Origin of the sequence: Streptomyces sp. NPDC059499, assembly GCF_042749285.1 — a bacterium.
Taxonomy (GTDB): Bacteria; Actinomycetota; Actinomycetes; order Streptomycetales; family Streptomycetaceae; genus Streptomyces.
Genome location: NZ_JBHYTT010000025.1, coordinates 1 through 25,115, shown reverse-complemented (window position 1 = coordinate 25,115; position 25,115 = coordinate 1). Strand labels below are relative to the sequence as shown.

The window sequence follows — 25,115 nt, the reverse complement described above, 5'->3', positions numbered from 1 at the left end:
GAGGAGAACGGTGATGAATGAACCTACGCAAGGCGAGTTCCAGCCGGTGTCGGCCATGCTGCAGATGCCGCAGCTGGCCCCTCCGGTCGACCGGACGGCAGCTGTTCCGGCAGGCGCCGACGGTGACACTCCCGGCGTCGAAGCCAACAGCCTCTTCGACCTGATCCCGCAGATTGCAGGACTCTTCAGCTGAGGCTGTCCGGCGTCGGCGACAGTGCTGCCCGCCTGTCGCCGACGTTCCGGCCCCGAAACGTCCGGCCCGGATCCGGCACAGCGCCAGTGCTGTGCCAGGGGCACCTGAACCACTGTGTCCGTCCCTGCCGGTCGGTGCAACGAGGCAAAGGAGAACGGTGATGAATGAACCTACGCAAGGCGAGTTCCAGCCGGTGTCGGCCATGCTGCAGATGCCGCAGCTGGCCCCTCCGGTCGACCGGACCGCAGCTGTTCCGGCAGGCGCCGACGGTGACACCCCAGGCGTCGAAGCCAACAGCCTCTTCGACCTGATCCCGCAGGTCGTATCCCTCTTCAGCTGAGGCTGTCCGGCGTCGGCGACAGTGCTGCCCGCCTGTCGCCGGCGTCCCGGCCCCGAAACGTCCGGCCCGGATCCGGCACAGCGCCAGTGCTGTGCCAGGGGCACCTGAACCACTGTGTCCGTCCCTGCCGGTCGGTGCAACGAGGCAAAGGAGAACGGTGATGAATGAACCTACGCAAGGCGAGTTCCAGCCGGTGTCGGCCATGCTGCAGATGCCGCAGCTGGCCCCTCCGGTCGACCGGACCGCAGCTGTTCCGGCAGGCGCCGACGGTGACACCCCAGGCGTCGAAGCCAACTTCCTCCCCCTGCTGGCGGGGGGCCTGGGTCTGCTCTCGAGCCTGCTTTGAGAGTGAGGCCATCACCGTGCCGGGCGACAGCGACCACTCGGCTCGCCCGGCACGGCTGCCCGGTCTTCGCGGCGACGCCACCACATCGTTTGGTCCGGTCTCATACCGGACGGTGTCGCGCGCGCCCATGCCAACGATGGGAGCCATCATGCGACTCAACCTGCCAGTCCAGGGAACAATCGACCGTCACCGTATTCCATACGAGCCTTACCTGGTGGTGATCGGCACCTACGAAAGCGACACCGGGAAGACCGGTCTGCTCATGGGCGAACACGGCGGAAACTATCGCTCCGATGTCGGGGACCCCGCCCCAGCGGAGTTCCACGACAGCCGCGGCTGGTCTTGCCAGGCGGTGTCGGGCTGCGCGTGGAACGGGCGGCTTTGAGCGCACGCGCTTCCTTGCCCAGATCCCGCCCGACGGCGACCGACGAGACTCCCGGCCGAGTTGCCCCGGAAGTTGTTCGATCAGCCTCTTGGCCGACTGCTTCCACTGCCTGGGATCTGGGCTGTTGCATCTCGGCCCGGTCGTCATCTCGGCCACGGTGCATTCACCTGTCGGGTGACGCAGCCATTCGGCGTGTCACAGCTGACACGCTGTGTCCATGGACATGGAGGCGCTCAGCGCAGATGACTACGAGTCGGTGCACCGGGCAAGCCGAGGATTGGCGGCGCGGTACGGGATGGTGACCCTCAACGCCATGATGGAGGCGTGGGAGGCGTTGGTGGAGGATACCGAAGAGGGGTTCGACGCCGCCGAACTCATCTGGGAGTACGCGGACAGGCTTCGCTGCCGTTGCTGGATCGCGGAGGCATGGCCCGTATTCACCGACAGGATTCGGGCCGCGCGGCAGGCGGAGCTCGATGCTCTGGATGCCCGCTTCCAACTGGCGACCGTGCCCCTGAACGGCCAGCCAGACGATGCGCGATGGCACTCCCGGCGACCGTGGCTGATCGAAGGAAAAGCTTTGTTGGAACTGCCTCGATCCTGAGAGAGGCGCTCCCCAGGTGAGGAAGCGTAGCGGGACGTACCCGCGTGTTCCCATGGAGAGCGGCGGTCACGGGGTGGTCTCCCAGGCCGGTGCTGTGCTGTTGGTCGAGACCGCCCGCAAGAGTGGACTCGATACCGCGATATCGGCGGTGCTCGCGCCCTGGCGACGCCCTCGGGCGGTGCGCGATCCGGGCAAGATCCTGTTGGATATGGCGCTCGCAGTCGCGCTGGGCGGGGACTGTCTGACCAATGCCGGCATGCTGCGGGCCGAGTCTGCCGTGTTCGGGCCGGTGGTCTCCGACCCTACCGACTCTCGTCTGGTCGACACCCTCGCCGCAGCCGGGCCGAAGGCCCTTGACGCGATCCGCATCGCCCGGGCCGGTGACCGCGAGTAAGTATGAAATTGGCCCGGAGCCAGGCGCCGGATAGGGCGTGTATCGAAAGCGCTGGCTGCGAGTACAAGAGCGACTGCTAGCGTTCGGCCACGTGAATGACAGCGTGTATGTGGGCAACGCAGGCAAGGATGCGGCGCTGGACCGAGGATGGCTCCTCGGGCACTTCAAGGACGTTGGCGACCCGCGCCACAGCGAGGCCCTAGAGATCAAATGGGGCGTCCACCCCCGTGCCGATGCGCGATCGCAGTGGGTGAGGGGCGAGGAACGCACGGCTCTCCTGGTTCTCATCAGTGGCCGCTTCCGCGTCGAACTGCCCGGGCACAGCGTCCTTCTGGAGGAGCAGGGCGATTACGTTGTGTGGGGGCGTGGAGTCGATCACTCATGGTTCGCGGAGGAAGAGTCGGTGGTACTGACTGTTCGGTGGCCGTCCGTTCCCGGCTATGCAGTGACCGAGAAGGACCAGGCGCAACTGCGGACCTGACACGAATGGGCGATGGTCACAGCCACTCGTTGATGGCCGCGACAAGGACGGTCGCCTCGAAGCGGACCGCGAGTCTGTCGTATCGCGTGGCGACGGCCCGGTGCCTCTTGAGGCGGTTGATCCCGCACTCGACCGCGTGGCGCTCGCGGTAGTCGACCGGCTCGAAGTGCGGCGGCCGGCCACCGCGGGAGCCGAGTTTCTGGCGGTTGCGCGCCTGATCGGCCTTGTCCGGGATGGTGCAGCGGATCCCCCGGCGACGCAGGTAAGCACGGTTCTTGCGGGAGGAGGCGTACGCCCTGTCAGCGCGCACCCGATCGGGACGGACGCGTGGCCGACCTGGCCCGATGCGGGGCACGCGGACCTTCTCCAGCACCGGTTCGAACTGCGGCGAGACCCCGCGCTGCCCCGCTGTCACCACGATCGACACGGGCTTCTGGCCCTGCTCGACGGCCAGGTGCAGCTTGGTGGTGAACCCACCGCGCGAGCGCCCCAGTCCATGGTCAAGGGGCTCAGTGAAGACACCGCCCGGCGGTTCCTTCTGCAGGTCGCCCTGCTTCCGGGCCCCGGCCGCATGCTGATGAGCGCGGCACACCGTGGAATCGACGCTCAGGTCCCACGTGATCGCACCCTTCGCATCCGCCAGAGACTGCAGCCGGCTGAAGACCTTGTGCCAGGTGCCGTTTTGCTGCCATCGGCGGAACAGGTCGTAGATCCGGCCCCACGGCCCGTACTCGGCGGGCACGTCCCGCCGTGGAACGCCCGTTCGGACCCGGAACCGTATGCCGTCGATCAGCTGCCGCCGGGACCAGCTAGGTGGTCGCCCCGCCTTCGTCCCCCTCGGCAGCAACAGCTCCAACACCACCCACTGTTCGTCCGTGAGATCTCCCCGCCCCATGAACCGTGATCATTCCTGCCTCATGATCCACTTTCGATACACGGCCTAGGAGCGCCAAGTGATCGTGGACCTGACGGAGCGCTGATACTGGCGCACCCCGAAAACAGGAAGCCGCGGCCACCTTGAAGAAGACATACGGGCACCATCCGCTGACGGGTTTCGTCGATCACGGAAGCGGCTGATGTCCTCATCCGTTGGCAAAGGAGGCGACGCTCGCCGCCCACTCCGCCCGCGCCGGGTGCCATCCCCAGGGCCCCGGACACGCGAGTGCCGGAGGCAGCACGGCGCAGCACCTCGAAGGCACTACCGTCCCAGCGGTGACACCACGTCAGCCCAGCGCACGGTCGAGGTTGAAAGCGGCGCTGATCAGCGAGAGATGAGTGAAGGCCTGCGGGAAATTACCCTGCTGCTCCCCGGTCGGGCCGATCTCCTCCGCGAACAGACCGAGGTGGTTGGCGTACGTGAGCATCTTCTCGAAGGCGAGCCGGGCCTCCTCCAGCCGGCCCGCACGGGCCAGCGCCTCCACGTACCAGAACGAGCAGATCGAGAAGGTGCCCTCGGCGCCCTGCAGACCGTCCGGACTGGCAGTCGGGTCATAGCGGTACACCAGCGAGTCGGAGACCAGATCCGCAGTCAGGGCGTCCAGGGTGGACAGCCACTTGGGGTCGGTGGGCGAGACGAACTTGGCCATCGGCATCATCAGCAGCGAGGCATCCAGCACCTGGTCATCCAGCCCCTGGACGAACGCCCCTCGCTCGGCCGACCAGCCGCGCCGCATGATCTGCCGGTAGATCGCATCCCGGGACTCCCGCCAACGGGGCAGATCCGCCGGCAGACCGCGCCGGTTCGCCATACGCATCGCGCGTTCCAGCGCCACCCAGCACATCAACCGCGAGTACACGAAGTCCCGCCGGCCCGCCCTCGTCTCCCACACCCCCTCGTCGGGCTGGTCCCAGTGCTCGCACAGCCAGTCCACCACAGCACCGACCTCATCCCAGCGGTCACTGCTGATCGGCTGCCCCCACTTGTCGTAGAGGTAGACCGAGTCGATCAGCGCACCGTAGATGTCCAGCTGAAGCTGACCGGTGGCCGCGTTGCCCACACGGACCGGCGCAGAACCTCGATAGCCCTCGAGATGCGCAAGCTCGTACTCGGGCAGCTCGGTACGCCCGTCGATGCCGTACATGATCTGCAACGGACCGCTCTCGCCCCCGCCCCGCAGGATGCCCCGCTGCGAGATGAACCCCATGAACGCCTCGGCCTCCGAGGTGAACCCCAGGCGCAGCATCGCGTAGACACAGAACGCGGCATCGCGGACCCAGACATAGCGGTAGTCCCAGTTGCGCTCGCCACCGATCTGCTCGGGCAGGCTGGTGGTCGGCGCGGCGACGATCGCACCGGTCGGCGCGTAGGTGAGCAGCTTCAGCACCAGCGCGGAGCGGTTCACCGTCTCCCTCCACCGCCCGTGGTAGCGCGAACCGGCCAGCCACCGGCGCCAGAACCGGACGGTCGCCCCGGCCTGCTCCTGCGCCTCCGCGCGCGGGCACGACCGGGCCGGGACGTCGTCGCCGATCTGGTCGAGGGCGAACACGTTGGACTCACCCTCAAGAAGCTTGAAGTGCGACCACACGTCCACGCCGTCGCTCTCCAGGGGCGCGGTGGCCGTCAGCGCGAGAGACAGGGACGCAGAGCGGAACACCGCCGTGCGCCCTTCGAGGTGCGTGGTGTGCGCTTCGGCGCCGTAGCCGAAACGGGGGGCGATCCGCGCCCGGAACGGCAGGGTCCCACGGACGCAGACCACCCGCCGGATCAGCCGGTGCCGGTCCGCCTCGCGCAACTCGTCGGCCACGGGCATGAAGTCCTGGATCTCCGCCACCCCGTCCGCGGCGAAGAACCGCGTGATCAGCACGTTCGTGTCGGGGAAGTAGAACTGCCTGGTGCGGGTCGGGACCTCGGCGGCCAGCTCGAACGACCCGCCCCGGTCGGCATCGAGGATGGACCCGAAGACGCTGGGCGAATCGAAACGCGGGCAGCAGTACCAGTCGATCGTGCCGTTCGTGCCGACCAGGGCGGTCGTACGAAGATCACCGATCAGACCGTGATCGGAGATCGGCAGGTAACCGCAGCCGTCCGGCTGCCCGAAACCAGTCGAGTCGAACGCCATACCGGCCTCCCTGCCGCTCGCAGCCCGGGCCTGGAGAACAAAACCTCACTATTCATGCTAAACCGCTACGCGAGGCGAGGTCCGACAGAGCCCCGCCGACAGGACTCGGCGCAGGCCATGAACCGCTCTCCGCCGAGATGAGACCGGAAGCCACGGAACACGAAAGCGCACGGCGCCTTCGCCACCAGCCCAGAGCCGTGCGGGGCGGCGCCGACGCGGTAGCCCCCTCCCCAGGGGCGGGAGATCGGCCATTCGGCTGCGGCCACCTCGCACGCGACACGGGACCGCTGTACCGCTGTGGTGTCGACACGGATGCGTACCGAGGGCCAGGTCATCAGTGGTCCCGGGCGCTCACACAAGCAAGAGAGAAGGCCGGAGTATGCCCCCACACCCCCTGCGCGGATTCATAGCGGGTCGGCGACGTCACGCCGCAGTCATCGCCACGGTGATGGCCTGCTCGACGGTACTGACCGGGCAGGGCCCCGTCACGGCCGACGGTGCGCCCACACCCTCGGTGCCCGCCCCGCGACTGGACTGGAGACCCTGCATCCAAGGCAGCCCCTTCGACTGCGCCACCGCGAAGGTGCCACTGGACTACAGGAACCCACAGGGCCGCACCATCGACCTGGCAGTCATCAAACGCAAGGCCACCCGACCCGCACAGCGCATCGGCACCCTGTTCTTCAACCCCGGCGGCCCCGGCGGCCCCGGGACCGTTCAGATGCCACAGAACTACGATTTCTTCCCCCGCGAGGTGCGGGAACACTTCGACATCGTCAGCTGGGACCCCCGCGGAATCGGCAGCAGCACCGCGCTGAACTGCTTCGAAACCCCCCAGGAAGCCGCCGACTGGAACGCGAGCAAAGCGGCCGGCTTCCCGGCGGACGAGAAGGAGCGGACCGACTTCACCACCGCGTACAAGGACCTCGTCCGGCGCTGCCGGCACAAGGACCCCGAGCTCCTGAGCCACGTGTCGACCGCCGACACCGCTCGCGACCTCGACCAGCTCCGCCGCTCGGTGGGCGAGCCACAACTCAACTACTACGGAATCTCCTACGGCACGATCCTGGGCGCCACCTACGCCAACCTCTTCCCCGGCAAAGTCCGGGCCATGACCCTCGACAGCAACATCGCCCCCCGGGCCTGGACGAACAACGCATCCGACAACGCCCGGCTCACGACGTTCCTGCGCGTCGGCTCGGACCGCAGCGCGGCAGCGACCCTGAACAAGTTCCTGGACCTGTGCGGTTCCGCCACCACCACCCGCTGCGCCTTCTCCGCCGGCACCCCGACAGCGACGCGGGACAAGTTCGACCAGCTGACACAGCGGCTCCGGAAGAAACCCGTGGACACCTGGACCTATGCCCGCACCATCGCGGACGCCGTGAACGGCCTCTACCTCGTCAGCGGGTGGGCCGACCTCGCCGGCAGGCTGGAGGACCTGTGGCAGGGCCGCACCCCGCAGGCGGCGCCCTTCCCGCCCGCACCGCCGGTCCCGGATCCGAACCCGTACCTGGGCGAGGAACAGGCCGCCGCGGTGCTCTGCGGCGACAGCCCCAATCCGCGCGACCCCGGTGTCTACCACGCCCTGGAGGAAGCCGCCGCAGCCCGTGCCGGCGACGCCGGACGCTTCTGGACCTGGGCAGCCGCGGGATGCGCCACCTGGCCGGCCTCCCCCGACCGCTACCTCGGCCCCTGGAACAAGCCGACCGCGAACCCCGTCCTGGTGGTCGGCACCACCTACGACCCGTCCACCGCCTACCCCAACTCGCAGGCCATGGCCGAAGAACTGGCCGACGCCCGCCTGCTCACCAACGAGGGCTACGGACACACCGCACTGCTCAACCCCAGCAGCTGCATCCAGGAGCACGAGAGCCGCTACTTCATCGACGGCACCCTTCCTCCGGCCGGAACGAAGTGCCGACAGGACACACCCCCCTTCTCCGCCCCCAAACCGAGCGGCGGCGTCGCCACCGGCGGCGGCGCAATGGCAGGCCTCATCCCCTGAACCCGCCATCCCACAGCTCGCAGCCCACAGCGACAGGCCCCGGACCGCAGCCGGTCCGGGGCCTGTCGCCACGAGAACCTTCGAACGCCTCTCGCGCCGTGGGCGTCCTCGCTCCCGGGCAAAGACGCCGGGTGGCAGAAGGCCTCAGACCGCGACGGAGAGCAGGTCCACCACGAAGACGAGTGTCGAGCCCGCCGGAATCAACGACGAGGGCGACTGGTTGCCATAGCCGAGACGCGGGGGAACGATGATCTCGCGCCGGCCGCCGACCTTCATCCCTCTGACCCCCCGGTCCCAGCCCTTGATGACCTTGCCACCGCCCACGGCGAACTTGAACGCCTGGCCCCGGTCCCAGGAAGCGTCGAACTCCTTTCCGGACTCGAAGGTGATCCCGACGTAGTGAACCCGGACAACCCTGCCCGGCTTCGCCTCGAGCCCGTCCCCGACGACGAGGTCGCGGACTGCCAGCTCGGTAGGAGCCTCACCCTGCGGAAGGACGATCTCGGGCTTCGTCAGTTCACTCATCGCAGCCTCATTCGCTCGCCGCCGGAAACCCTCGAACAGACCAGCCAGGCGCATGGTCACTTCACGCAGTAGATCATCATGCCGCCGCGAACGCCGATCTCCAGAAGTGCACCAGACCCAGATCACTCGAAACATAGAAGGCCTGACGGCTTTTCACGAGGGGCCGCATGTGGCCCGGATCCACGTCCACCTCGCCCACTACGTCGGCTGGCCCCAGACCACCGTCATCGGCCCCATGGTCGAAACACTCGCCCATACGCACGGCGAGGCGAAGCACCAGCGAGGGCGCATGGAATACCGCTGATGCGAAAAGCGCGCCCTGCCAGCTGGTGCCTCCGCCTGGACGGCAGCCCGGTCCCGGTGTGAGGCCTACGCGAACGACCAGGGCGCCGCGGCGTCGCTGGTCGCGGTGACGGCTCGAACGAACAGGCAGAAGTCGGATCAGGACCCGGCCGAGTGGCTGCCGTCGGCCCCGGAGGTGCCGTGCCGGTAGGTACGTGGGGGAGTGGGTAGTCACCAAGTTCCGCCGGCAGTTGACCGTGGACCCCGCCGAACTCGAGGGGCTGAAGGTATTCGTCGACGGCCCCTGCGGGGAAACCGTTCTCTCCTACACCCCCGCCCCGTAACAACGCACCGCACCCGACACTCTGGGAGCCCGGGCTGGTACGAACCGGGCTCCCCTCAGGAGGCTGCATCACGCGGACGCACCTGGACGGACGGGTGTCTGCGTAGATGCGTGCCTTGACACCAGCTGCTCCGGGTCCATGCCGAACGGGCGGTCTTTGCGGCCGCGTTCCGTGACTCACGCCGCCGTGGTGCGGAAGGTGCTGGGGCTGAGGCCCTTGTGGCGTTCGACGTCCTGACGGCTCTCGGGTATCTGTCCGGTCGCCCGGTGACGGCGCGAGTTCACCGCATCGCACCAGGTCAGGCGGGCATCGGCGAGCTCGGTGAAGGTGTCGTAGGCGGCCGGCAGGTTCGCGCTGGTAGGCACCAGGTCGGCCTTCGCGATCCGGACCGTGGCCTCCGAGCCGCCCTTCGATTCGGGGTCGTAGGGCACGCAGCTGACCACCTGGCAGCCGTAATGCCGGCCCGCGGCGACCATCTGCGGATGACGTACCGGTATCCCGGCGATGTGCTCGACGGTGACCGTCTTCGCATTGTCGGTCAGCACATACGTCGGCGCCCCGCTGATCCGCCGCAACGTGGTGTCCAGGCAGGCCACCAACGTGCCCAATGTGCAGTCCCAGACCGGAATCACCACCCGAAACCGCGACCAGGACAGCCATGCGCAGAACAGCCAGGTCCGCCGATCCGCGGCCCCGCGCCCCAGTCGAACTGCAGCCACCGGCCCGGCTCAGGAATCCACGGCCGGTACGTCCGGCGCTTGCCCGCCTTCCACAGGCCCCCAACAGGGCGAGGTAGTCGTCAACGGGCCAAGAGGTGAGAACCCCGGAGCGGGTCAGGTAGAGGCCGACAGTGTCGATCCGGTACTGGTCGCACACCACACCAGCGGACGAGCCCTTCGCGGTAGACAGCACACTGAGCGGGGACGCGGGCGGGCCCGCACACGCCCCGCCCTCCCCACGGGAAAGGTCCCGGCGTGCCTGTACCTGCTCGGGGTGGGGGAACCGGCGAACTCCTGAAGGGGTGAACTTCAGTCCGCTACGCAACCTCGTTGTTCTCGTCAGCCCCTGTCTTGCCTGCTGCGGCGCCCCGTGCCTTACGCCGCTGGGTAACCCATCCGTCAATCTCGTTCTGCCCAACCTCTTCGATGCAGTCCTGGAGTCGCGTCCTTGCCGCCTGGTCCCTTTGCCCGATGGGGAGCAGAAGGTAGCGGTCGATGCCACGCCGCAGAACTGCCCATCCGCTGGCCGCAAGCTCCCAGCGTTCAGCCGGGGTGAACACCTGCCTGAACCCATTGGCGAACAACGCGACAGCCGCGATCAAAGCTGTGAGCCATCGGGGAGCTCCCAGCCCAGCAGCCATGAGTGTCCCCGATGCGGCAAGCAACACGGTCAACTCGACGATGTAATGCCAACGACGAGCCATGTGGCGCGCGTTCTCGTAGAAGGACAGGTCATGCAGCGCCAGGGCCAACAGCGGATCCGGTTCCTTGGCCCACGGAAGTGAGTCTGCAGACTTTCGGCGAGGTGACATGTAGTCATCGTGACCTTGCTGGAGTACCGACGGATCGCCACGCCCTCTCCCGGTTTCAAGATCACCCGAACGACGGCCGGGACGGGCTTAACGTGGAGGGCGTGCGTTCACGGCCGGAGGGCGCTTACTGGGCTCACTCGTAAGCCAGCAAAGTTCACTGACGCAGTGCGATGCTCGTCACCGAAGAGCCGGAGACGAAGCCGACCAGAAGGCTCTTCGGCCCTGGCGCTGTCTGAACAGCGGCCCAGGTGTGGCGTCACTGCGTCGTGCTCCGAATGCCGAGGACGTCGTAGAGGTGCTGGCCGTGGGCCCATTGCTTGAGTTCCGGGCGTCCGATGAGGATGAGTTTGTGGTGCTGGGCGAAGTCGGTCGCCGGTCGGGTGAAGCCGTTGAGCGCGATCATGATCGGTAGGTCGGCCCCGTGGTGTGGGCGAGCTGTCCCGTTGAATTTCTGCACGTGTCCCGATCCGACCGGGCTCTGATACTGCTTGCACTGCAGGATCAGGAGACGGTTGTCGCTGTCGCGGGCTGTGACGTCCACGCCGAGGTCGCCGGCGCCGCCGACCCTGCGTGGGCTGAGGAATCCGTCCCGTGCCAGTAGGTCGGAACATGCCTGCTCGAAGCCCGTCGCGCTCATCGAGGACAATTCCTTCATCCTGTAGGTCAGTACGTGCGGTCCGGCAAAAGCATCGGGAGCTATCAGCGTGTCCCGCGGGCCGTAGACAGCGGCCGAGGCGTCGGACACGAACGCCACCAGCAGGCCCAGCATGAGGAACACGAGCAGCCCGCCAGCCACAATGAGCCCAGTCCACCACGGGTGGCCGGTGATCACACCCCACAGGTCTACGGTGAGCCACCGGCTGACGTCCTCGGTGAGCCACTCCCAGAGCATCTTGCCGATGGCCAGCGTGAGGACGGAGTACAGCAGGAACTTCAGCAGCGGGTCGAGCGACCCGTCTTCGTCGAACACCACACCTCCCGATCTAATGAATGAGGATCCGGATCCTGCTGATCAGGCAGCCCGCTTGAACCGGCCTGGGCGGGAGCGTACGGACAGCCCGAGAAGCTCATGCAAGGCTGCGCCGTCCTGGGCCCAGCGCCGCAGCCTGTCGCGGTCGACCCAGTGCACGCCGTGCCGCTCACCCCACACAATGGCGTCAGGGGTGAAGGTCCCGTTGGTGATGACGACGGCATGAGCCGCCTTGTGTACCGGCCCGGCGGTGCCCTTCACCGCGTACATCACCGAGGAGCCCACCTTCCCGCCGACGCGGGTGTGTTTGGCCTGCACCACTATCCGGCCGTGCTGCGGATGGTCACCGATGACATCGGCGGCCTGGTCTCCGGCGCCCCCCACGCTGCGGGCCGGACAACCGTCGCGGACCAGCAGGTCCCGTAAGGCATGCTCGAAGCGCCGGTCGTCCATCGCGTCGAACTCGGCCAGGGCGATCCGAAGCGCCGCCATCCGCACGACCTCACGGCGCCGCCGTGTGCTCGCCTGCCGCAGGCGCCATGCGCCCACCACTCCCACGATCAGGACGAGCGCCAGCAGAACAGGCCAGGCCTGCGCCAATGCACCTGCCGCCGCCACCAACATCCGCAGAGCAAGCACGAGCACGGCCACCACAACAACGGCGGCCGAGATCACCTCTGCCGTGCCGCGAGGGCGCCGCAAACGCAGCAGCGCCATCAGTGCTCGGTCTGCGCGGAAGCGGCCGGCTTCGGATCAGCCGCCGGCGCGGGGACAGAGGACTCGCCGAACCCGAACACCTGCCCCCACAGCCACGCACCGGCCAGCAGACCGGCGATCATCCACCCGCTCATTCGCTTCGCGCTGCGCGGTTTCGGGTTGCGCCGGATGTGCCCGCGTACGCGATGGAACCCGTCCGGTACCTTCGACATGCTGTTCCCCTCCCGCTGACGGGCCGCGGGATGCGGCCCGTCCCATATGGAATTGGTGTAGCAGCGGGCACTGACAGAAACTGATGGATCATTACGGGGCACGGTCCGGCAAAGCCGCGATTAAGCCACCCAAGCTTCCGCGGCCCTGCTGTCCCGACTTCCGAAGCCCCGGACGGCTCACCTCGGCCGACCTGCCTCCCGGCTCCCCGCCACCCCCTACCCTCAGCCCACGGACCTTCCGACACACAGCACTGCAGAAGAGCCCCCACCTGCACAAAAGCTGTCGGTGACACCGACAGCCCAGCCATGACAAATTGGCGAAAAGCAGCAGGCGTGCACCCGTAGCCGCAGTGCGTCGGGGGCGCCCATTCCTGACCGTCGCCCCTGACGCCGCGAGACCGGTGTCCCAGGCGACCACACCGTGGCGTCCGGTGGCGGTGGGGTGCCGTCCCGGAAACCACGGTCGGCTGGCGCTCTCCAGCGGCAGGCCGGGCTGATCGACTCCAGCCGCTGAGAGGCGGACCGTACGACCCGCCTGGCCGCGGAACTTGCGGTCCCCTCGAAGAACCGCAACAACTAGACTCAGATATCTGATCAGACTTGCATGTTCAGTGGGTCTGCCGATAGCGTCGAAGCGCGGCAACGACCAGATCTGAGGAGGCACGTCATGCTGCTCACGACGGGACAAGCCGCCGAGGAGCTGGGCTGCGCAGTCACGACCTTCCGCCGCCTCATCAACGCAGGCGTGCTTCCCGGCCTTTCCCGACGTGGTGTTCGCGTGATGACGCCTCTCTGGGTCGTCCAGGCCCTGCAGGAACGCGCCCAGGCTCCCGTGCACCGCCTGGAGGCCAAAGAGCTCGGGGTCCTGCGTGTCGACGCGGCACGCCAAGTCGAAGACACCGACCGGCAATGGATCGGATACGCATCCGGTCTTGGGCCCGACGATCTCCTCAAGGGCCTGCGGGGCTGGTGGCGCTGCGACGCCGCCAGTGTGGCTGCCGGGGGAGTGCTGCCGGTGACTCTGTCGGGCTATGTTGTGGCCGTCCTGACCGGTCTGGACACCTGGGAGAAAGGTGAGGGTGGCCGGCATGCGTTTCCGGGCGCCGTCCTTGCCGGCTACGTCGCCGACCTGGCCACTCCCGTCAAGCACGTGACGGCCTCACGGCAGGAGGACCGGAACGTGGCTGATCTTCTCCTGGGGACGCGCCTCATTTCGCATTCGGGCGGCGCGATCGCGTACGTCGCCACCGGCAACCGCCTCATCAACTGACCTGCGGGCATGAGGGATCGTGATGGACGCAAAGGCTTATACCGCACAGCTGGCCGAGCTGCGCGTGCTGCGTGATGACATCAAGAAGGCCCAGGCTGTGCTCGCGAAGCTGGAGACGGACCGTGCGCGGCAGATCACCGCGCTGGCCGGATACGAGAAGGCGAAGGCGGAGCGGATTGCACCTGCGGCCGGGCTCAGCCTTGCTGACGTGGTGGCAATCGCCCCGATCCTCGCCCCCGATCGGCTCACCGCAGCCCCACCGGCAGCACAGTCCATCCCCGTTCCGCCGGCGCCTCAACCCGGGGCCGGTCCGGCACCCAGCGTTGCTGAGGAGCTACCCGCCCGCTCAGGCACGGTTGCACCGGACATGACCCGACCGACCCCTGAACCTGCACCCGGTCGGCTCTCGGAAGCCAACACGAGCGACACGGCGTCCGAACCGGCCTCAGGGGCCGGGCCTGCTACACAGACGCCGGTACAGCGCTCAACTGACCCCGTCGCCCCTGCGGCCCTGACACCACCAACTGCCATTGCTCCGCCTGTGCGGACGGGAGAGCAGCGCGACCTTCCCGGTGTCCCTGAAGGCCTGGACGGTGACCGGTGGTTCGCACACACTGCGAACCTTGCCTCCACACACCCGAACTTCACCCAGCAGGCCCGCAGCACCGTCTTTCTGGATACGCAGACGGGTGTGCTGGTGCACCGGGATCAGACGTTCCGTCTGGACCTGCCGACCGCCGGTGCCGCAGAAATCTTGAACACCGTCTTCCACGTCCTGCCCGACGGTGTCGAGCGGATCTACATCACCGCGGGCGCCCCGTGGCACTGTATGGCCGACCAGCACCCCTTCCTCAAGGATGCTGTCGGAGCCTGGCTGAATGCCCCCACGCCGGGCTGGCGCACGGATACCGGCCGCGGCAAGGACCGTATGGCTGGTCACTTCGTCCACCCCCGCAACCCGGTCGGCCGCTACCAGCGCGAAAACGGGGAGCAGCATGTGGAGATCCGCTCGGCGGGGGAGTGGTTCGACACCGAGGGCACCGAACCCGCCATCATCCGCGATGCGTTCGTCCTGCTGTGGAAAGCCCTGCGCCGCCACTGGCCCGACGCCGTCCTCATGGGCTCACCGTCCCAGACCGGCCGGGACCTGTGGACCCGCACCATCCCCACCAAGGGCCAGTACGCCGACGGCTACCCCGTCCTGTCCGAAGAGCTCCGCGGCCTCTTCCACGCGACGGCCGGGCAGGGCCGCACCGAGCTCATCACCCCGCCCCGCGTCCCCCAACAGCTCCCCGCCCTGGTCGAGTACGACCGCACCTTCGCCTACGCCAAACACACCTGGAAATCAGGCGTCGGACCCCCCCGCCGCGTCACCGCCGCCACGTTCGCCTCCTGGTCCCAGAAGGAACAGACCAAAGCCCTGTTCGCCTGCGGGCACTGGCACGTCCGCGTCACCGTCCCCGGCACCTGGAACCACGTCGGAATCCTCCCCGCACCAGCCCCCGGCGACCGCGCCTGGCACTACCCAGCCGCCCCCGGCCACACGTTCACCACCTGGGCAGGCGGACCCGAGATCTACACCGCCCTGTCCAACCCCATGGGCCCGTGGAAGATCGAAATCCTCGACGGCATCCTCTTCGACGACGGCAAACCGCTCGACGACTGGTCGAAGAAACTGAAAGAAGCCTGGGCCTCCCTCACCGCCCAGGCCGACCTCAACGGCGACCCCGCACAACGCACCGCCGCCCACCTCGCCTCCCGTGCCGTCCGCGCCATCCTCCTGTACGGCATCGGCGCCTTCGCCCAACGACCCCGCACCGTCACCGGAACCACCCCCCGCACCGCAGAACGCGACGTCCCCACCGACGCCGAAATCATCGGCTTCAACGACGAGACCATCACCTGGCAACGCCCCACCGGCTTCACCCGCGACCCCAACGCCCACCCCGAATGGGCCGCCCACACCTGGTCGTCCGCCCGCGCCGCCCTGCTCTCCCAGCGCCACCGCGAAGACGACACCTACGCCGGAGCCCTCCACACCCCACCCGGCACCGTCGTCGCCTTCCGCACCGACGCCGTCTACCTCACCCAACCCCGGCCATGGCCCTACCACGGCCAGCCCGGCGACTACCTGAACAAGGGCCACCTCACCGGTCCCGTCACCGCCCCCGCCAGCGAAGACGAACTCCTCGCGCTGCGCGACCGAGGCCGCACCACCCAGCAGCCCACGACCACCCATGAGGCACCCTGATGCCGCCCCGCCGCTCCCGCCGCCCCGCACCCGCACCGCACCTCAACGAAGCAGCCCGCCTCGCCGACCAGCTACAGGCAGCCGGCTACACCAAACGCGACGTCGCCCGCATCATCAACCGCGACGCCTCCCTCGTCTCCCAGTTCTACACAAAGAACAAAGGCGCAGCCTTCGTCCCCGCCCTTACCCAAGTCCTCACCGCCATCCAGACAGCGGGCATCACCGACACCACCGAACTCGCCACCATCGCAGCCGGGCACATCACCCGCCGCACCACCGCCGCCGGCACCAAAGCCCGCGTCCGCACCAAAGCACTCCTCATCACCCCCACCGGCACCGGCACCGGCCGCGCCGGAGCACAAGCCATCGCCTCCGGCTCCGCACGCCTGCGCCCCCTCATCGCCGAAGCCGCCCGCCAGGGCCTGCGCCTCGCATTCACCGTGCGCCTGGCCAGGACCGGCTTCCTGCACGCTTCCGGAAGCAGGACCGACTCGCCGGGCATCCGCCGCGATGTCATCCAACGCGCCGACCACACCGAAGAGCGTTCCTACGGCTCTGCCACCACCGGCGGGTTCGCCGCCACCGACTTTGCCCACCGCGTCGACCAAACAGGTGGGGACGTCACCGCGGCTGTCCATCAATGGCTCGTGGAGACCAGCCGCATCCGCCCCGACGCACACATCGTGCACCTGGAAATGCGCACCTGGCGGCCCCGTTGACCCAGACCTAGAGCGTGTCTCCTTGTCCTTTCTGTCGGTTGATTGGATATGTCTGTCCGGTTGGTGATCACTGGTGGGATGTGGGATCGGATCGAGCCGCTGATGCGGAGCCGGAGCTGTCGCCCGCGGCACCAAGACCTGCCAGGGCATGAACGAATGGCACGTCGAAGACGAGGCGGGGGCGCGCGTCAGCCTGCGCACCTGCGCGGTCGCGGCCGACGCCCTGTAGCGCTTCCTTGTGGTGTCCGGAGAGGAACCGTTCTTCGTCTATCAGTTCATTCTCAGAGCTAAGCCCGTTTATCAGGAAAGCCGCCCGTAACACCCTTCCAGATGGTTACCGTCTGCGTTCATGCGGATCTTGCACACCTCGGACTGGCATCTAGGCCGTCAACTGCATCGCGTGCCCCTCCTCACGGAGCAGCGCACCTTCCTCGAGCACCTGCTGGACACGGTGCGCCAGGAGCACGTCGAGGCGGTGGCCGTTGCGGGCGATGTCTTCGACCGCGCCATCCCACCGCTGGACGCGATCGACTTGTTCAACTGGGTCCTGGGAGAGCTCGCCGACCTCCAGGTACCGCTCGTCATGATCAGTGGGAACCATGACTCGCCGCGCCGACTGGGCGTCAACGCCCGACTGATCGAACGTGCGGGAATCCACCTGCGCACCAACGTGGAGGACTGCGCCCGCCCCGCCGTCCTGCACGACGAACACGGACCGGTTGCTTTCTACGGTCTGCCCTACCTCGAACCCGGCCTCGTCCACACGCAACTCGGGGCCGAGAAGCCCAGCCACCATGCTGTGCTCAGCGCGGCGATGGACAAGGTCCGCACCGATCTCGCGGCCCGCCCGGACAACACCCGCTCCGTCGTCCTGGCCCACGCCTTCGTCACCGGAGCCGACACCAGCGACAGCGAGCGTGACATCACCGCCGGCGGCGTCCCCTCGGTCGGCGCCTCCGTCTTCACCGGAGTCGACTATGTAGCGCTGGGGCACCTGCACCGCTGCCAGCAGATCAGCGAACGCATCCGCTACAGCGGATCCCCCCTGGCCTACTCCTTTTCCGAGGCCGGCCACCCCAAGGCCCTATGGCTCATCGACCTGGACGCCACCTCCGCCCTGACAGACCGCAAGATCCTCTGCCCGGTGCCCCGCCGGCTGCATCAGCTGACCGGCACGCTGAACGACCTGCTCACCCAGCCCGAGCACGCCGAGTACGAAGACTGCTGGCTGCACATCACGCTCACCGACACCGACCGGCCCCACATGGCCATGGAACGCCTGCGCCAGCGCTTCCCCCACGCCTTGAAGCTGAGCTTCTCCCAGCAGCAGCGCACCGGGGAAGAGTCCTACCGCTCCCGCGTCAACGGCCGCAGTGACCACGAGATCACGCTCGGCTTCCTCGACCACGTCACCGGCGTCCCCGCCACCGTCCCGGAGCAGAACCTGCTGCAAGAGGGACTCGAGAGCGTCCGCACCGCAGCCGCCGCACGAGAGGCCACCTGATGTACCTCCACCACCTGACGGTCCAGGCATTCGGGCCCTTCGCCCGCACGGAAGCCGTCGACTTCGACGCCCTGGCCAGTAACGGCCTGTTCCTGCTGCGCGGTGACACCGGGGCCGGGAAGACCAGCATCCTGGACGCCGTCTGCTTCGCCCTCTACGGCACTGTGCCCGGCATCCGCCCCACCCACCGCCTGCGCAGCGACCACGCCCCAACCGACACGCGCACCCAGGTCATTCTGGAGTTCAGCGCAGCCGGACGCCGCCTCAAGATCACGCGAAAGCCCAAGCAGACCTACCCCAGCACACGTGCCAAGACCGGCACCGCCACCGCCGAGGCCACCGTCGAGCTCCACCAGCAGACCGGCACCACAGACGGTGTTGCAGGGTGGGAGCCGGTCAGCGCCAACCACCAGGACACCGCCAGAGAGATCGAAGCGGCCCTGGGGCTGTCCAAGGAACAGTTCTGCCAGGTCGTGCTCCTGCCGCAAGGCGACTTCGCCACCTTCCTGCGGTCCGACGCCAAGGACCGCGCCGTGCTGCTGCGCCGCCTCTTTGACACCGGACGCTTCCAGGAACTGCAGGCCTGGCTCACCAGCCGGAGCAAAGCCGCTCGGGAGGATCTCAATGAGGTCACTTCCACCCTGCAGCAGCTCGGCGAACGCATCGACCAGGAAGCCGGCCCCCTCCTTCACCAGGAGGGCACCGGCGCCGACGAGCCCGACCGACCCGACATCCAGCAACCCGCCGACATTTTGCCCTGGGCCCAGCACCTGAGCGCCCGCGCCCAGAGCGCCCACTCCAAAGCCGTGGACGACGAGAAACGCAGCGACATCGAACACCGGCACGCCAAGACCGAACACCAGCGCACCATCGACCTCGCCAACCACCAAACCCAGCACGCGCAGGCCCAAGCGCGCCGTGCAGCTCTCGATGACAAGGCCGCCGACCACCCCCGGCTCCGCTCGCAACTGGACAGCGGACGGCGCGCAGAACGCCTGCGCCCCCTCCTGGACACCGCGAAGCGCACAGCACTCACCCTGGGCACGGCCACTATCGCCGAGGCCGACGCCCGCCTGCTGCTGTCCGACGAGCACCGGCACACCACAATTCCCCAGCTGCGGGGCCTCCTTGAACAACACCACGCCGAAAAGGGGCGCGCCGAAGGGCTGCTCCCAGACGAACAGCAGCACACGCAGCTCGGCGCCCAGATCACCGACCTCAACGCCAAAGAAGAGCAGGCAAGCGCCGACCTCGACGAAGACGTGCAATGGCTGACCGCATGGCCTGCACTGGAGGCCGAACACACCGGCCGCCTCGCCGACATGACCAAGGCAGCCGACCAGGCACCGCAACACGAGCAAGACATCCAGACACTCAACGCCCACCTCAAGGCTGCACGCCTCCGCGACACCCTCACCGGCGAGCTCGTCGCAGCCGCGAAAGCGGAAACCGACCGTGCCGCAGAAGCCCTCGAGACCAAAAAACAATGGCTGGACCTGCGCGAACGCCGCCTGGACGGCATGGCCGGAGAACTCGCCGACGAACTCACCGACGGGACCCCGTGCTCGGTCTGCGGCTCACCCGACCACCCACAGCCGGCCCAACGCCAACCAGACCAGCCCACACGCCAGGACGAGGAAAAAGCCCGCACCCTTCACGAGCAGGCCGACACGCTGCACGCCCAGGCCAGCAGCCACCGCCACGACCTCGCCACCCAGCACGCCGAAGCAGCCGGAGCAGCAGGCCCCACCCCCAGCAACGAGCTCAAGGCACAGCTCACAAAGGTCAAGGAAGCCCACCGGACCGCATGCGAGGCAGCCGCCGCACTGCCCTCAGCCCAGGAGGCCTTGGCCCGACTCCGCACAGAACACAACACCCGCACCCGGCAACGCCAGGAAGCCCAGGACCGTGTGACCGAATGCCAGGCACGCACCAAAGCCCTGGCCCAACAGCAAACCACCCTCGCCGACACCCTGGCCGCCGCACGCGGCACCGCCACCACCCTCAGCGAGCGCATCACCGAACTCAGCCACACGACCAAAGGCCTGTCCGACGCCATCGACGCCGCCCAGAAGGCAGCCGAGGCAGCCGCCCGCCACCACGACGCGACGACCACCGCCACCACCACCGCCCACGACGCCGGGTTCCCGACGCTCGACGAAGCAACCGCCGCCCTTCAGGACCCAGCACTCCTCGAACAGTGGAGCCAGGAACTAGACCAGTGGGGCAAGGACGATGCCGTCGTCACTGACCTCCTGAAAACCCCGAACCTGCTCGAGGCCGGCCTCCAGCCCCCCGCCGACGCACAAGCCGCGGCCAAGGTCCTGCTCGAGGCCGAAGAACGAATGAAGAAGACCGCAGCCGCCCGCCAGCAGGCCGATCACCGAGTCACCGCCCTGACCGCACTGATCTCCACCCTCACGGGCCGCCTCAGCGACCTGGAACCCCTGCAGGCACGCCACGCCCTCGCCGACCGCCTGGCCAGCATCGCCTCCGCCACTACCACCGCCAACACCCTCAGCATGGAACTCGAGGCCTACGTCCTGGCCGCACGCCTCGAAGAGATCGCCGACGCAGCCAACATCCGACTGCAGGCCATGACCTCGGAGCGCTACCTCCTCCAGCACAGTGCCGACAAGGACGCAGGCCGACGCGGACGCCTCAAGTCCGGCCTCGGGCTGAGCATCCTCGACACTTGGACCGGCACCGAACGCGAAACCTCAACCCTCTCCGGCGGCGAGACCTTCACCGCCTCCCTCGCCCTCGCCCTCGGCCTGGCCGACGTCGTCACCCAGGAAGCCAGCGGCCGCCCGCTAGGAACCCTCTTCATCGACGAAGGCTTCGGCACCCTCGACGAACAGAACCTCCAAGAAGTCATGGACGTCCTGGACCAACTCCGCGCCGGGAACCGGGCCGTGGGCATCGTCAGCCACGTCGCGGAACTCAGCCGCCGAATCCCCAGCCAGCTCAACGTGATGAAACACCGCAACGGCTCCACACTGCGCCCGTTGATCAGCACCGATCTGTAACGTCAGAGCCACCAGGCAGGGGAGAACACCACCAGCACGCCCACCGCCCCACCGCCCTGCCGCATCCGCGGCGCCCAAGAACACCGTCCAGACCAAGAACCGGCCAGGAGAGCATGCCGACCGCTGCGATCGAGCTCCGCCCCCATCAGAAGGAAGCCGTCACCGCGGCGGTCAAAACGCTGCGCACCCATGCGCGGGCGAGCGTGATCGCCGCGTGCGGCACCGGGAAGACCCTGATCGCGGCCCGCACCACCGCCCGCGTCGCCCCGCACGGGCGGGTCCTGGTCCTGGTCCCGACTCTGGATCTGCTCTCCCAGACCGTTCGCTCCTGGCACACGGCCGGCCACACAGGACAGGCGGTAGCCGTCTGCTCGGCCCGCCAGGCCATGGAGCACCCCTCGGCCGGCAACGTCCCCATGACGACGAAGCCGGCCGAGCTGTCCGAACTCGCCCCGCCCACCGGCCCGGTGACCGTCTACGCCACCTACGCCTCCCTGCCCACCGTCATCAACGCCCACCGCGACCACCACCTGCCGCCCTGGGACCTGGTGGTCGTCGACGAAGCCCACCGCACCGCCGGCCGCCTCGGCAAAGCCTGGGCCGGAATCCACCACGACGACCAGGTCCCCGCCACCCGCCGCCTCTACCTCACCGCGACCCCCCGCATCTGGGACCCCGACACCGACCACAGCGACACCCCCGTCGCCTCCATGGACGACGAAACCCTCTTCGGCCCCGTCGCCTGGCGCCTGACCCTCTCCGACGCCATCGACCTCGGCCTCCTCGCCGACTACCAGATCCTCGTCCCCGTCATCCAGGACACCGACCTGCGCGACTGGCTCGCCACCAGCCCCGGCGCAGGCGCCGACGGCCTACGCCTCGCCGGCCACCAAGTCGCCGTCCTTCGTGCCATCCACGACCACCAGCTGCGCCGCGTCCTGACCTTCCACCACCGCGTGGCCGACGCCCGCGCATTCGCCACCACCCTCCCCGACACTGCAGCCGCCCTCCCCACACACCTGCAACCAGAAGGCCTCTGGTCGCAGTGGATCAGCGGCACCCACCCACCCCGCACCCGCCGCCGAATCCTCCTCGACTTCGCCACCCACACCCACCCCGAACAACCCGCCATCCTGTCCAACGCCCGCGTCCTCGGCGAAGGCATCGACGTCCCCTCCATCGACGCCGTCGTCTTCGCCGACCCCAAGAACAGCCCCGTCGACACCGTCCAAGCCGTCGGCCGCGCCCTACGACAAACCCCCGGCGCCGGCAAAAAAGCCACCCTGATCGTCCCCGTCTACCTCACCCCCGACGAAGACCCCGACGACCTCCTCGGCGCCGACGCCTACACCCCCCTGTGGCGCACCGTCCAAGCCCTGCGCGCCCACGACGAACGCCTCACCGCACGCCTCGCCGACCCCCGCACCCACCGCCCCACCCTCGGATCAGAGGACCCCGGCGCCTGGCTTCACTTCGAACGCCCCACCCAACAAGAAGAAGTCGCCCTCGCCCTCACCCTGCGCGTACTCAACCCCAAAAGCGCCGAATGGCGCCGCGGCCTCACCGCCGCCCGCCGCTACCACCGCACCCACCACCACCTCGACGCCCCCCAGACCCACGAAGACCCCGACGGCTACCCCCTCGGCCGCTGGCTGACCTGGCAACGCCACCTCCACACCACCGGCGCCCTCGACCCAGCCCGCACCCAAGCCCTCGAACGCCTCGGCATCATCTGGAACCCCCAACAGCACGCCTTCGACCGCGGCCTCGCCCACGCCACCGCCTACACCCACCACCACGGCCACCTCGCCGCCCCCGTCGGCCACCACCACGACGGCTTCGCCCTCGGCCGGTGGCTCGCCACCCAACGCAAACGAGCCGACGACCTCGCTCCCGCCCGCGCCCAAGCCCTCCAGGACCTCGACCCGCACTGGAATCCACCCTGGCCCCTGACCTGGCACCGCGCCTACCACGCTGCCCGCAGACATCACACGGCCGGCCACCACCTGACCGACGTGCCCCGCGACTACAACACCGAAGACGGACACCGCCTGGGGGAGTGGCTGCACAACCAGCGCCTCCATCCCGAGCGCCTGCACCCCACCCAGCAGCAACTCCTGGCTGATCTCGGCCTGATCCAGAACACCGAGCCGTCCCCAGAAAAACGGAAACCCGCCGCCCACAAGCCAGAGCAGGGCCTGGCTGCCGCCCGCGCCTTCCACCATCGAGAAGGGCACCTCGACGTTCCCCAGCGCCACGTCGAAGTCCTCGATGGGGAACCCGTACGTCTCGGTCAGTGGATCAGCAACGCCCGCCGCCGCAAAGAGCGTCTCCCCGCAGACCGGGTCCGCGCACTCGATGCCTTGAACATGCACTGGTAGGCATGGTCCGTGGCTCCGTGCACTGCAGCGGCGCGACGACAGGCGCGCTCTCTGACACAGAGCTCATCCGGCCGTTCTCCGCCGCGCGCTGGGCGACTGACAGTCGGTGAAACGCCGTGCGCAGCAGGGCAGGCGGTGCCTACGCTGTCCGGATGGACCAGGGGTGGATGGTGCTCGGGGCGGCTGCAGTGGGTGCGGCCGGAGCAACGCTCGCTGCTCTCACGGCGGGCCGTGCCAGTGGTCGGCAGGCAGTTCTTCAGTCCGCAGGTCAGCAGCAGCAGTGGCGCAGGCAGCTGCGGCGCGACACCTACGGTGCGCTCCTCGGGGCCGGCGCTGAGGCAAGAGACGAGCTCGGAGCAATCTTTGCCGACCTGCGCCGCGCCGATCCGACTAGCGAGGAAGGGCTCACGCGGATCCGAGCCCGCCTGGGGGAGACCAAGCCGCTCATCAACGCGGTCCGTCTCGCCACTGCGAAGGTCTATGTCGAGGGCCCGGACTCCGTCCTGGAGACGGCGATGCGCATTGAGGAGGGCTTGGTCCTCTTTCATACCGGGCTGACGGCCCTGGCCGAACTCCCGCCGGACGAGGTAAGCAACGGCCCCGCTATGGATACGTACGCAGCCGCCTACCTCGCCACCTGTACTCAGCAGCGCGTCGCGATCCACACCGTGCTACGGGAGTTCGCCACCGCAGCACGACACGTCCTGGACGGCGAAGGAAACCCGCGGCAGGACAGCGACAATCGTGAGGTCAGGCTTGATGTGGTCCCCACACCACCTGCCGTGGAGGACGTGGACCGAATCCTGGCGACCGTCGTAGACATCCTTGGTATCGCGCACCACCCATTGGACCTTGACCGCACGATCTTTGAGCTCGGTGCCAACTCCCTTACGGTCTTAGAGCTCGCTACCCGCATGCGCAATGATTACGGGCTGCAGGTACCAGTTCGCTTCTTCTTCGAGCAAGGGAGCATTCGTGGCATGACTGCGGCCCTTGCGGTGCTGCACCGAGACTAACGAGCTCGTGCACGGTTAGCGGTGAGACGTCGAAGGCGCTGGTGGGGCCCGGCTCTCACGTCTGTGACGCGAAAACCAGGTCTGCGGTCTGCTGCTGGGACAGCAGGCTGGCGATGGCTTGGACGGTGTCGTCCATGTGCTTTCGGCGGCCGAGGTGACGGGCCAGTGCCCGCCAGTTCTTCAGGTGGGCGATGCTGTGCTCGACCCGGATGCGTCGGGAGGAGTGTGCTTTGCGCTGACGCTCGTGCATTTCTTCGTACCAGTCCGGGGCGTTCTTCTTGAACTTGCGGTGCGGTGGCGTCACGACGCGTCCGCCGGTCTGTGCACCGAGCCCCTGGTAGCCGGCGTCGGCGAGGATCTCGACTGCTGGACCGTCGGCCAGGAGCTTGACCAGCCCTAACTCGCGGGCGTGGGTGATGTCCGCGCAGCTGCCGGGTCTGGTCGGGCTGCAGAACAGCGGCCGCCCGTCCCCGTCGGTGAAGACCATGGTCTTCACGGCGTTCTGCTTGTTCTTGCCGGAGATGAAGCGATCCCGGTCCTTGCGGCCGGCGGCC

General features: G+C 68.1%; 24 protein-coding genes and 3 pseudogenes. 18 read left to right on the top strand and 9 right to left on the bottom strand.

All coding sequences use genetic code 11. The features are described from left to right. The 7 genes and pseudogenes from ACFW9O_RS34945 to ACFW9O_RS34915 all read left to right on the top strand — a co-directional run. On the top strand, positions 1-193 hold a 193-nt coding region (locus tag ACFW9O_RS34945; RefSeq protein ID WP_384615033.1), incomplete at its 5' end, for a hypothetical protein. Between the two features lie 160 nt (positions 194-353). Continuing rightward, positions 354-533 (top strand): hypothetical protein, encoded by a 180-nt coding sequence (locus ACFW9O_RS34940; RefSeq protein ID WP_384615031.1) that lies wholly within the window; start codon positions 354-356, stop codon positions 531-533. 160 nt (positions 534-693) lie between these two features. After that, on the top strand, positions 694-879 hold the full coding sequence (locus ACFW9O_RS34935; RefSeq protein WP_384615029.1) for a hypothetical protein: 186 nt from the start codon (positions 694-696) through the stop codon (positions 877-879). A 148-nt stretch (positions 880-1,027) separates the two neighbouring features. After that, entirely contained in the window at positions 1,028-1,264 is a 237-nt protein-coding gene (locus ACFW9O_RS34930) for a hypothetical protein (RefSeq protein ID WP_384615027.1), read from the top strand. Positions 1,265-1,481: 217 nt separating this feature from the next. Beyond that, positions 1,482-1,868 (top strand): hypothetical protein, encoded by a 387-nt coding sequence (locus ACFW9O_RS34925; protein ID WP_384615025.1) that lies wholly within the window; start codon positions 1,482-1,484, stop codon positions 1,866-1,868. 52 nt (positions 1,869-1,920) lie between these two features. After that, positions 1,921-2,259, top strand: a pseudogene (locus ACFW9O_RS34920) (transposase); the annotation flags it as partial. Between the two features lie 94 nt (positions 2,260-2,353). Next, complete coding sequence (locus tag ACFW9O_RS34915; protein ID WP_384615023.1) at positions 2,354-2,743, top strand: signal peptidase I; 390 nt, start codon at positions 2,354-2,356, stop codon at positions 2,741-2,743. A 16-nt stretch (positions 2,744-2,759) separates the two neighbouring features. Here the strand turns inward: ACFW9O_RS34915 and ACFW9O_RS34910 are convergent, their stop codons facing one another. Next, on the bottom strand, positions 2,760-3,638 hold the full coding sequence (locus ACFW9O_RS34910) for an IS5 family transposase (RefSeq protein ID WP_384615022.1): 879 nt from the start codon (positions 3,636-3,638) through the stop codon (positions 2,760-2,762). A 33-nt stretch (positions 3,639-3,671) separates the two neighbouring features. On the opposite strand from ACFW9O_RS34910, the pseudogene ACFW9O_RS34905 reads away from it, so the two are divergent. Then, a pseudogene (locus ACFW9O_RS34905) lies at positions 3,672-3,817 on the top strand (IS1380 family transposase); the annotation flags it as partial. Positions 3,818-3,966: 149 nt separating this feature from the next. Here ACFW9O_RS34905 and ACFW9O_RS34900 read toward each other — a convergent pair. After that, on the bottom strand, positions 3,967-5,802 hold the full coding sequence (locus tag ACFW9O_RS34900; RefSeq protein ID WP_384615020.1) for a glycoside hydrolase family 15 protein: 1,836 nt from the start codon (positions 5,800-5,802) through the stop codon (positions 3,967-3,969). Positions 5,803-6,181: 379 nt separating this feature from the next. Here ACFW9O_RS34900 and ACFW9O_RS34895 point away from each other — a divergent pair, with 379 nt between their 5' ends. Then, the gene (locus ACFW9O_RS34895) at positions 6,182-7,810 is read left to right on the top strand and encodes an alpha/beta hydrolase (RefSeq protein ID WP_384615019.1); all 1,629 of its coding nucleotides are present in this window, start codon (positions 6,182-6,184) and stop codon (positions 7,808-7,810) included. A gap of 144 nt (positions 7,811-7,954) precedes the next feature. Here the strand turns inward: ACFW9O_RS34895 and ACFW9O_RS34890 are convergent, their stop codons facing one another. Beyond that, complete coding sequence (locus ACFW9O_RS34890; protein WP_384615017.1) at positions 7,955-8,335, bottom strand: FKBP-type peptidyl-prolyl cis-trans isomerase; 381 nt, start codon at positions 8,333-8,335, stop codon at positions 7,955-7,957. 169 nt (positions 8,336-8,504) lie between these two features. Between ACFW9O_RS34890 and ACFW9O_RS34885 the strand changes: the two genes are divergently transcribed. Then, a complete protein-coding gene (locus tag ACFW9O_RS34885; protein WP_384615016.1) occupies positions 8,505-8,639 on the top strand; it encodes a hypothetical protein in 135 nt (44 codons plus the stop codon). 12 nt (positions 8,640-8,651) lie between these two features. Further along, positions 8,652-8,961, top strand: a pseudogene (locus ACFW9O_RS34880) (HNH endonuclease); the annotation flags it as partial. Positions 8,962-9,137: 176 nt separating this feature from the next. Here the strand turns inward: ACFW9O_RS34880 and ACFW9O_RS34875 are convergent. From ACFW9O_RS34875 to ACFW9O_RS34855, 5 genes are all read right to left on the bottom strand, one after another. Beyond that, on the bottom strand, positions 9,138-9,569 hold the full coding sequence (locus ACFW9O_RS34875; protein ID WP_384615014.1) for a hypothetical protein: 432 nt from the start codon (positions 9,567-9,569) through the stop codon (positions 9,138-9,140). A gap of 428 nt (positions 9,570-9,997) precedes the next feature. Further along, positions 9,998-10,432 carry an SLATT domain-containing protein gene (locus ACFW9O_RS34870; RefSeq protein WP_384615012.1) on the bottom strand — a complete coding sequence of 145 codons (435 nt, stop codon included), beginning with the start codon at positions 10,430-10,432 and terminating at the stop codon, positions 9,998-10,000. Positions 10,433-10,748: 316 nt separating this feature from the next. Continuing rightward, positions 10,749-11,462: a restriction endonuclease gene (locus ACFW9O_RS34865; RefSeq protein ID WP_384615011.1), complete on the bottom strand. Its 714-nt coding sequence runs from the start codon at positions 11,460-11,462 to the stop codon at positions 10,749-10,751. A gap of 42 nt (positions 11,463-11,504) precedes the next feature. Beyond that, a complete protein-coding gene (locus ACFW9O_RS34860; RefSeq protein ID WP_384615009.1) occupies positions 11,505-12,179 on the bottom strand; it encodes a restriction endonuclease in 675 nt (224 codons plus the stop codon). Continuing rightward, positions 12,179-12,391 carry a hypothetical protein gene (locus ACFW9O_RS34855; protein WP_384615008.1) on the bottom strand — a complete coding sequence of 71 codons (213 nt, stop codon included), beginning with the start codon at positions 12,389-12,391 and terminating at the stop codon, positions 12,179-12,181. Before ACFW9O_RS34855 ends, ACFW9O_RS34860 begins: the two co-directional genes overlap by 1 nt. A 667-nt stretch (positions 12,392-13,058) precedes the next feature. On the opposite strand from ACFW9O_RS34855, the gene ACFW9O_RS34850 reads away from it, so the two are divergent. The 7 genes from ACFW9O_RS34850 to ACFW9O_RS34820 all read left to right on the top strand — a co-directional run bounded on the left by ACFW9O_RS34850 (position 13,059) and on the right by ACFW9O_RS34820 (position 24,561). After that, positions 13,059-13,661, top strand: a complete 603-nt coding sequence (locus ACFW9O_RS34850) for a helix-turn-helix domain-containing protein (protein WP_384615007.1) — start codon at positions 13,059-13,061, stop codon at positions 13,659-13,661. A 22-nt stretch (positions 13,662-13,683) separates the two neighbouring features. Then, complete coding sequence (locus ACFW9O_RS34845; RefSeq protein WP_384615006.1) at positions 13,684-15,912, top strand: hypothetical protein; 2,229 nt, start codon at positions 13,684-13,686, stop codon at positions 15,910-15,912. Next, the gene (locus ACFW9O_RS34840; protein WP_384615005.1) at positions 15,912-16,631 is read left to right on the top strand and encodes a helix-turn-helix domain containing protein; all 720 of its coding nucleotides are present in this window, start codon (positions 15,912-15,914) and stop codon (positions 16,629-16,631) included. Before ACFW9O_RS34845 ends, ACFW9O_RS34840 begins: the two co-directional genes overlap by 1 nt. 349 nt (positions 16,632-16,980) lie before the next feature. Continuing rightward, positions 16,981-18,135 (top strand): exonuclease SbcCD subunit D, encoded by a 1,155-nt coding sequence (locus ACFW9O_RS34835; protein WP_384615003.1) that lies wholly within the window; start codon positions 16,981-16,983, stop codon positions 18,133-18,135. Further along, complete coding sequence (locus ACFW9O_RS34830) at positions 18,135-21,164, top strand: AAA family ATPase (protein ID WP_384615001.1); 3,030 nt, start codon at positions 18,135-18,137, stop codon at positions 21,162-21,164. Before ACFW9O_RS34835 ends, ACFW9O_RS34830 begins: the two co-directional genes overlap by 1 nt. 113 nt (positions 21,165-21,277) lie before the next feature. Beyond that, positions 21,278-23,545 carry a Helicase associated domain protein gene (locus ACFW9O_RS34825; protein ID WP_384614999.1) on the top strand — a complete coding sequence of 756 codons (2,268 nt, stop codon included), beginning with the start codon at positions 21,278-21,280 and terminating at the stop codon, positions 23,543-23,545. 152 nt (positions 23,546-23,697) lie between these two features. Next, the gene (locus ACFW9O_RS34820; RefSeq protein ID WP_384614998.1) at positions 23,698-24,561 is read left to right on the top strand and encodes a phosphopantetheine-binding protein; all 864 of its coding nucleotides are present in this window, start codon (positions 23,698-23,700) and stop codon (positions 24,559-24,561) included. Positions 24,562-24,616: 55 nt separating this feature from the next. On the opposite strand, the gene ACFW9O_RS34815 is transcribed toward ACFW9O_RS34820, so the two are convergent. Next, positions 24,617-25,115 (bottom strand): transposase family protein (locus ACFW9O_RS34815; RefSeq protein ID WP_384614996.1); only part of this gene is annotated, 499 nt, incomplete at its 5' end.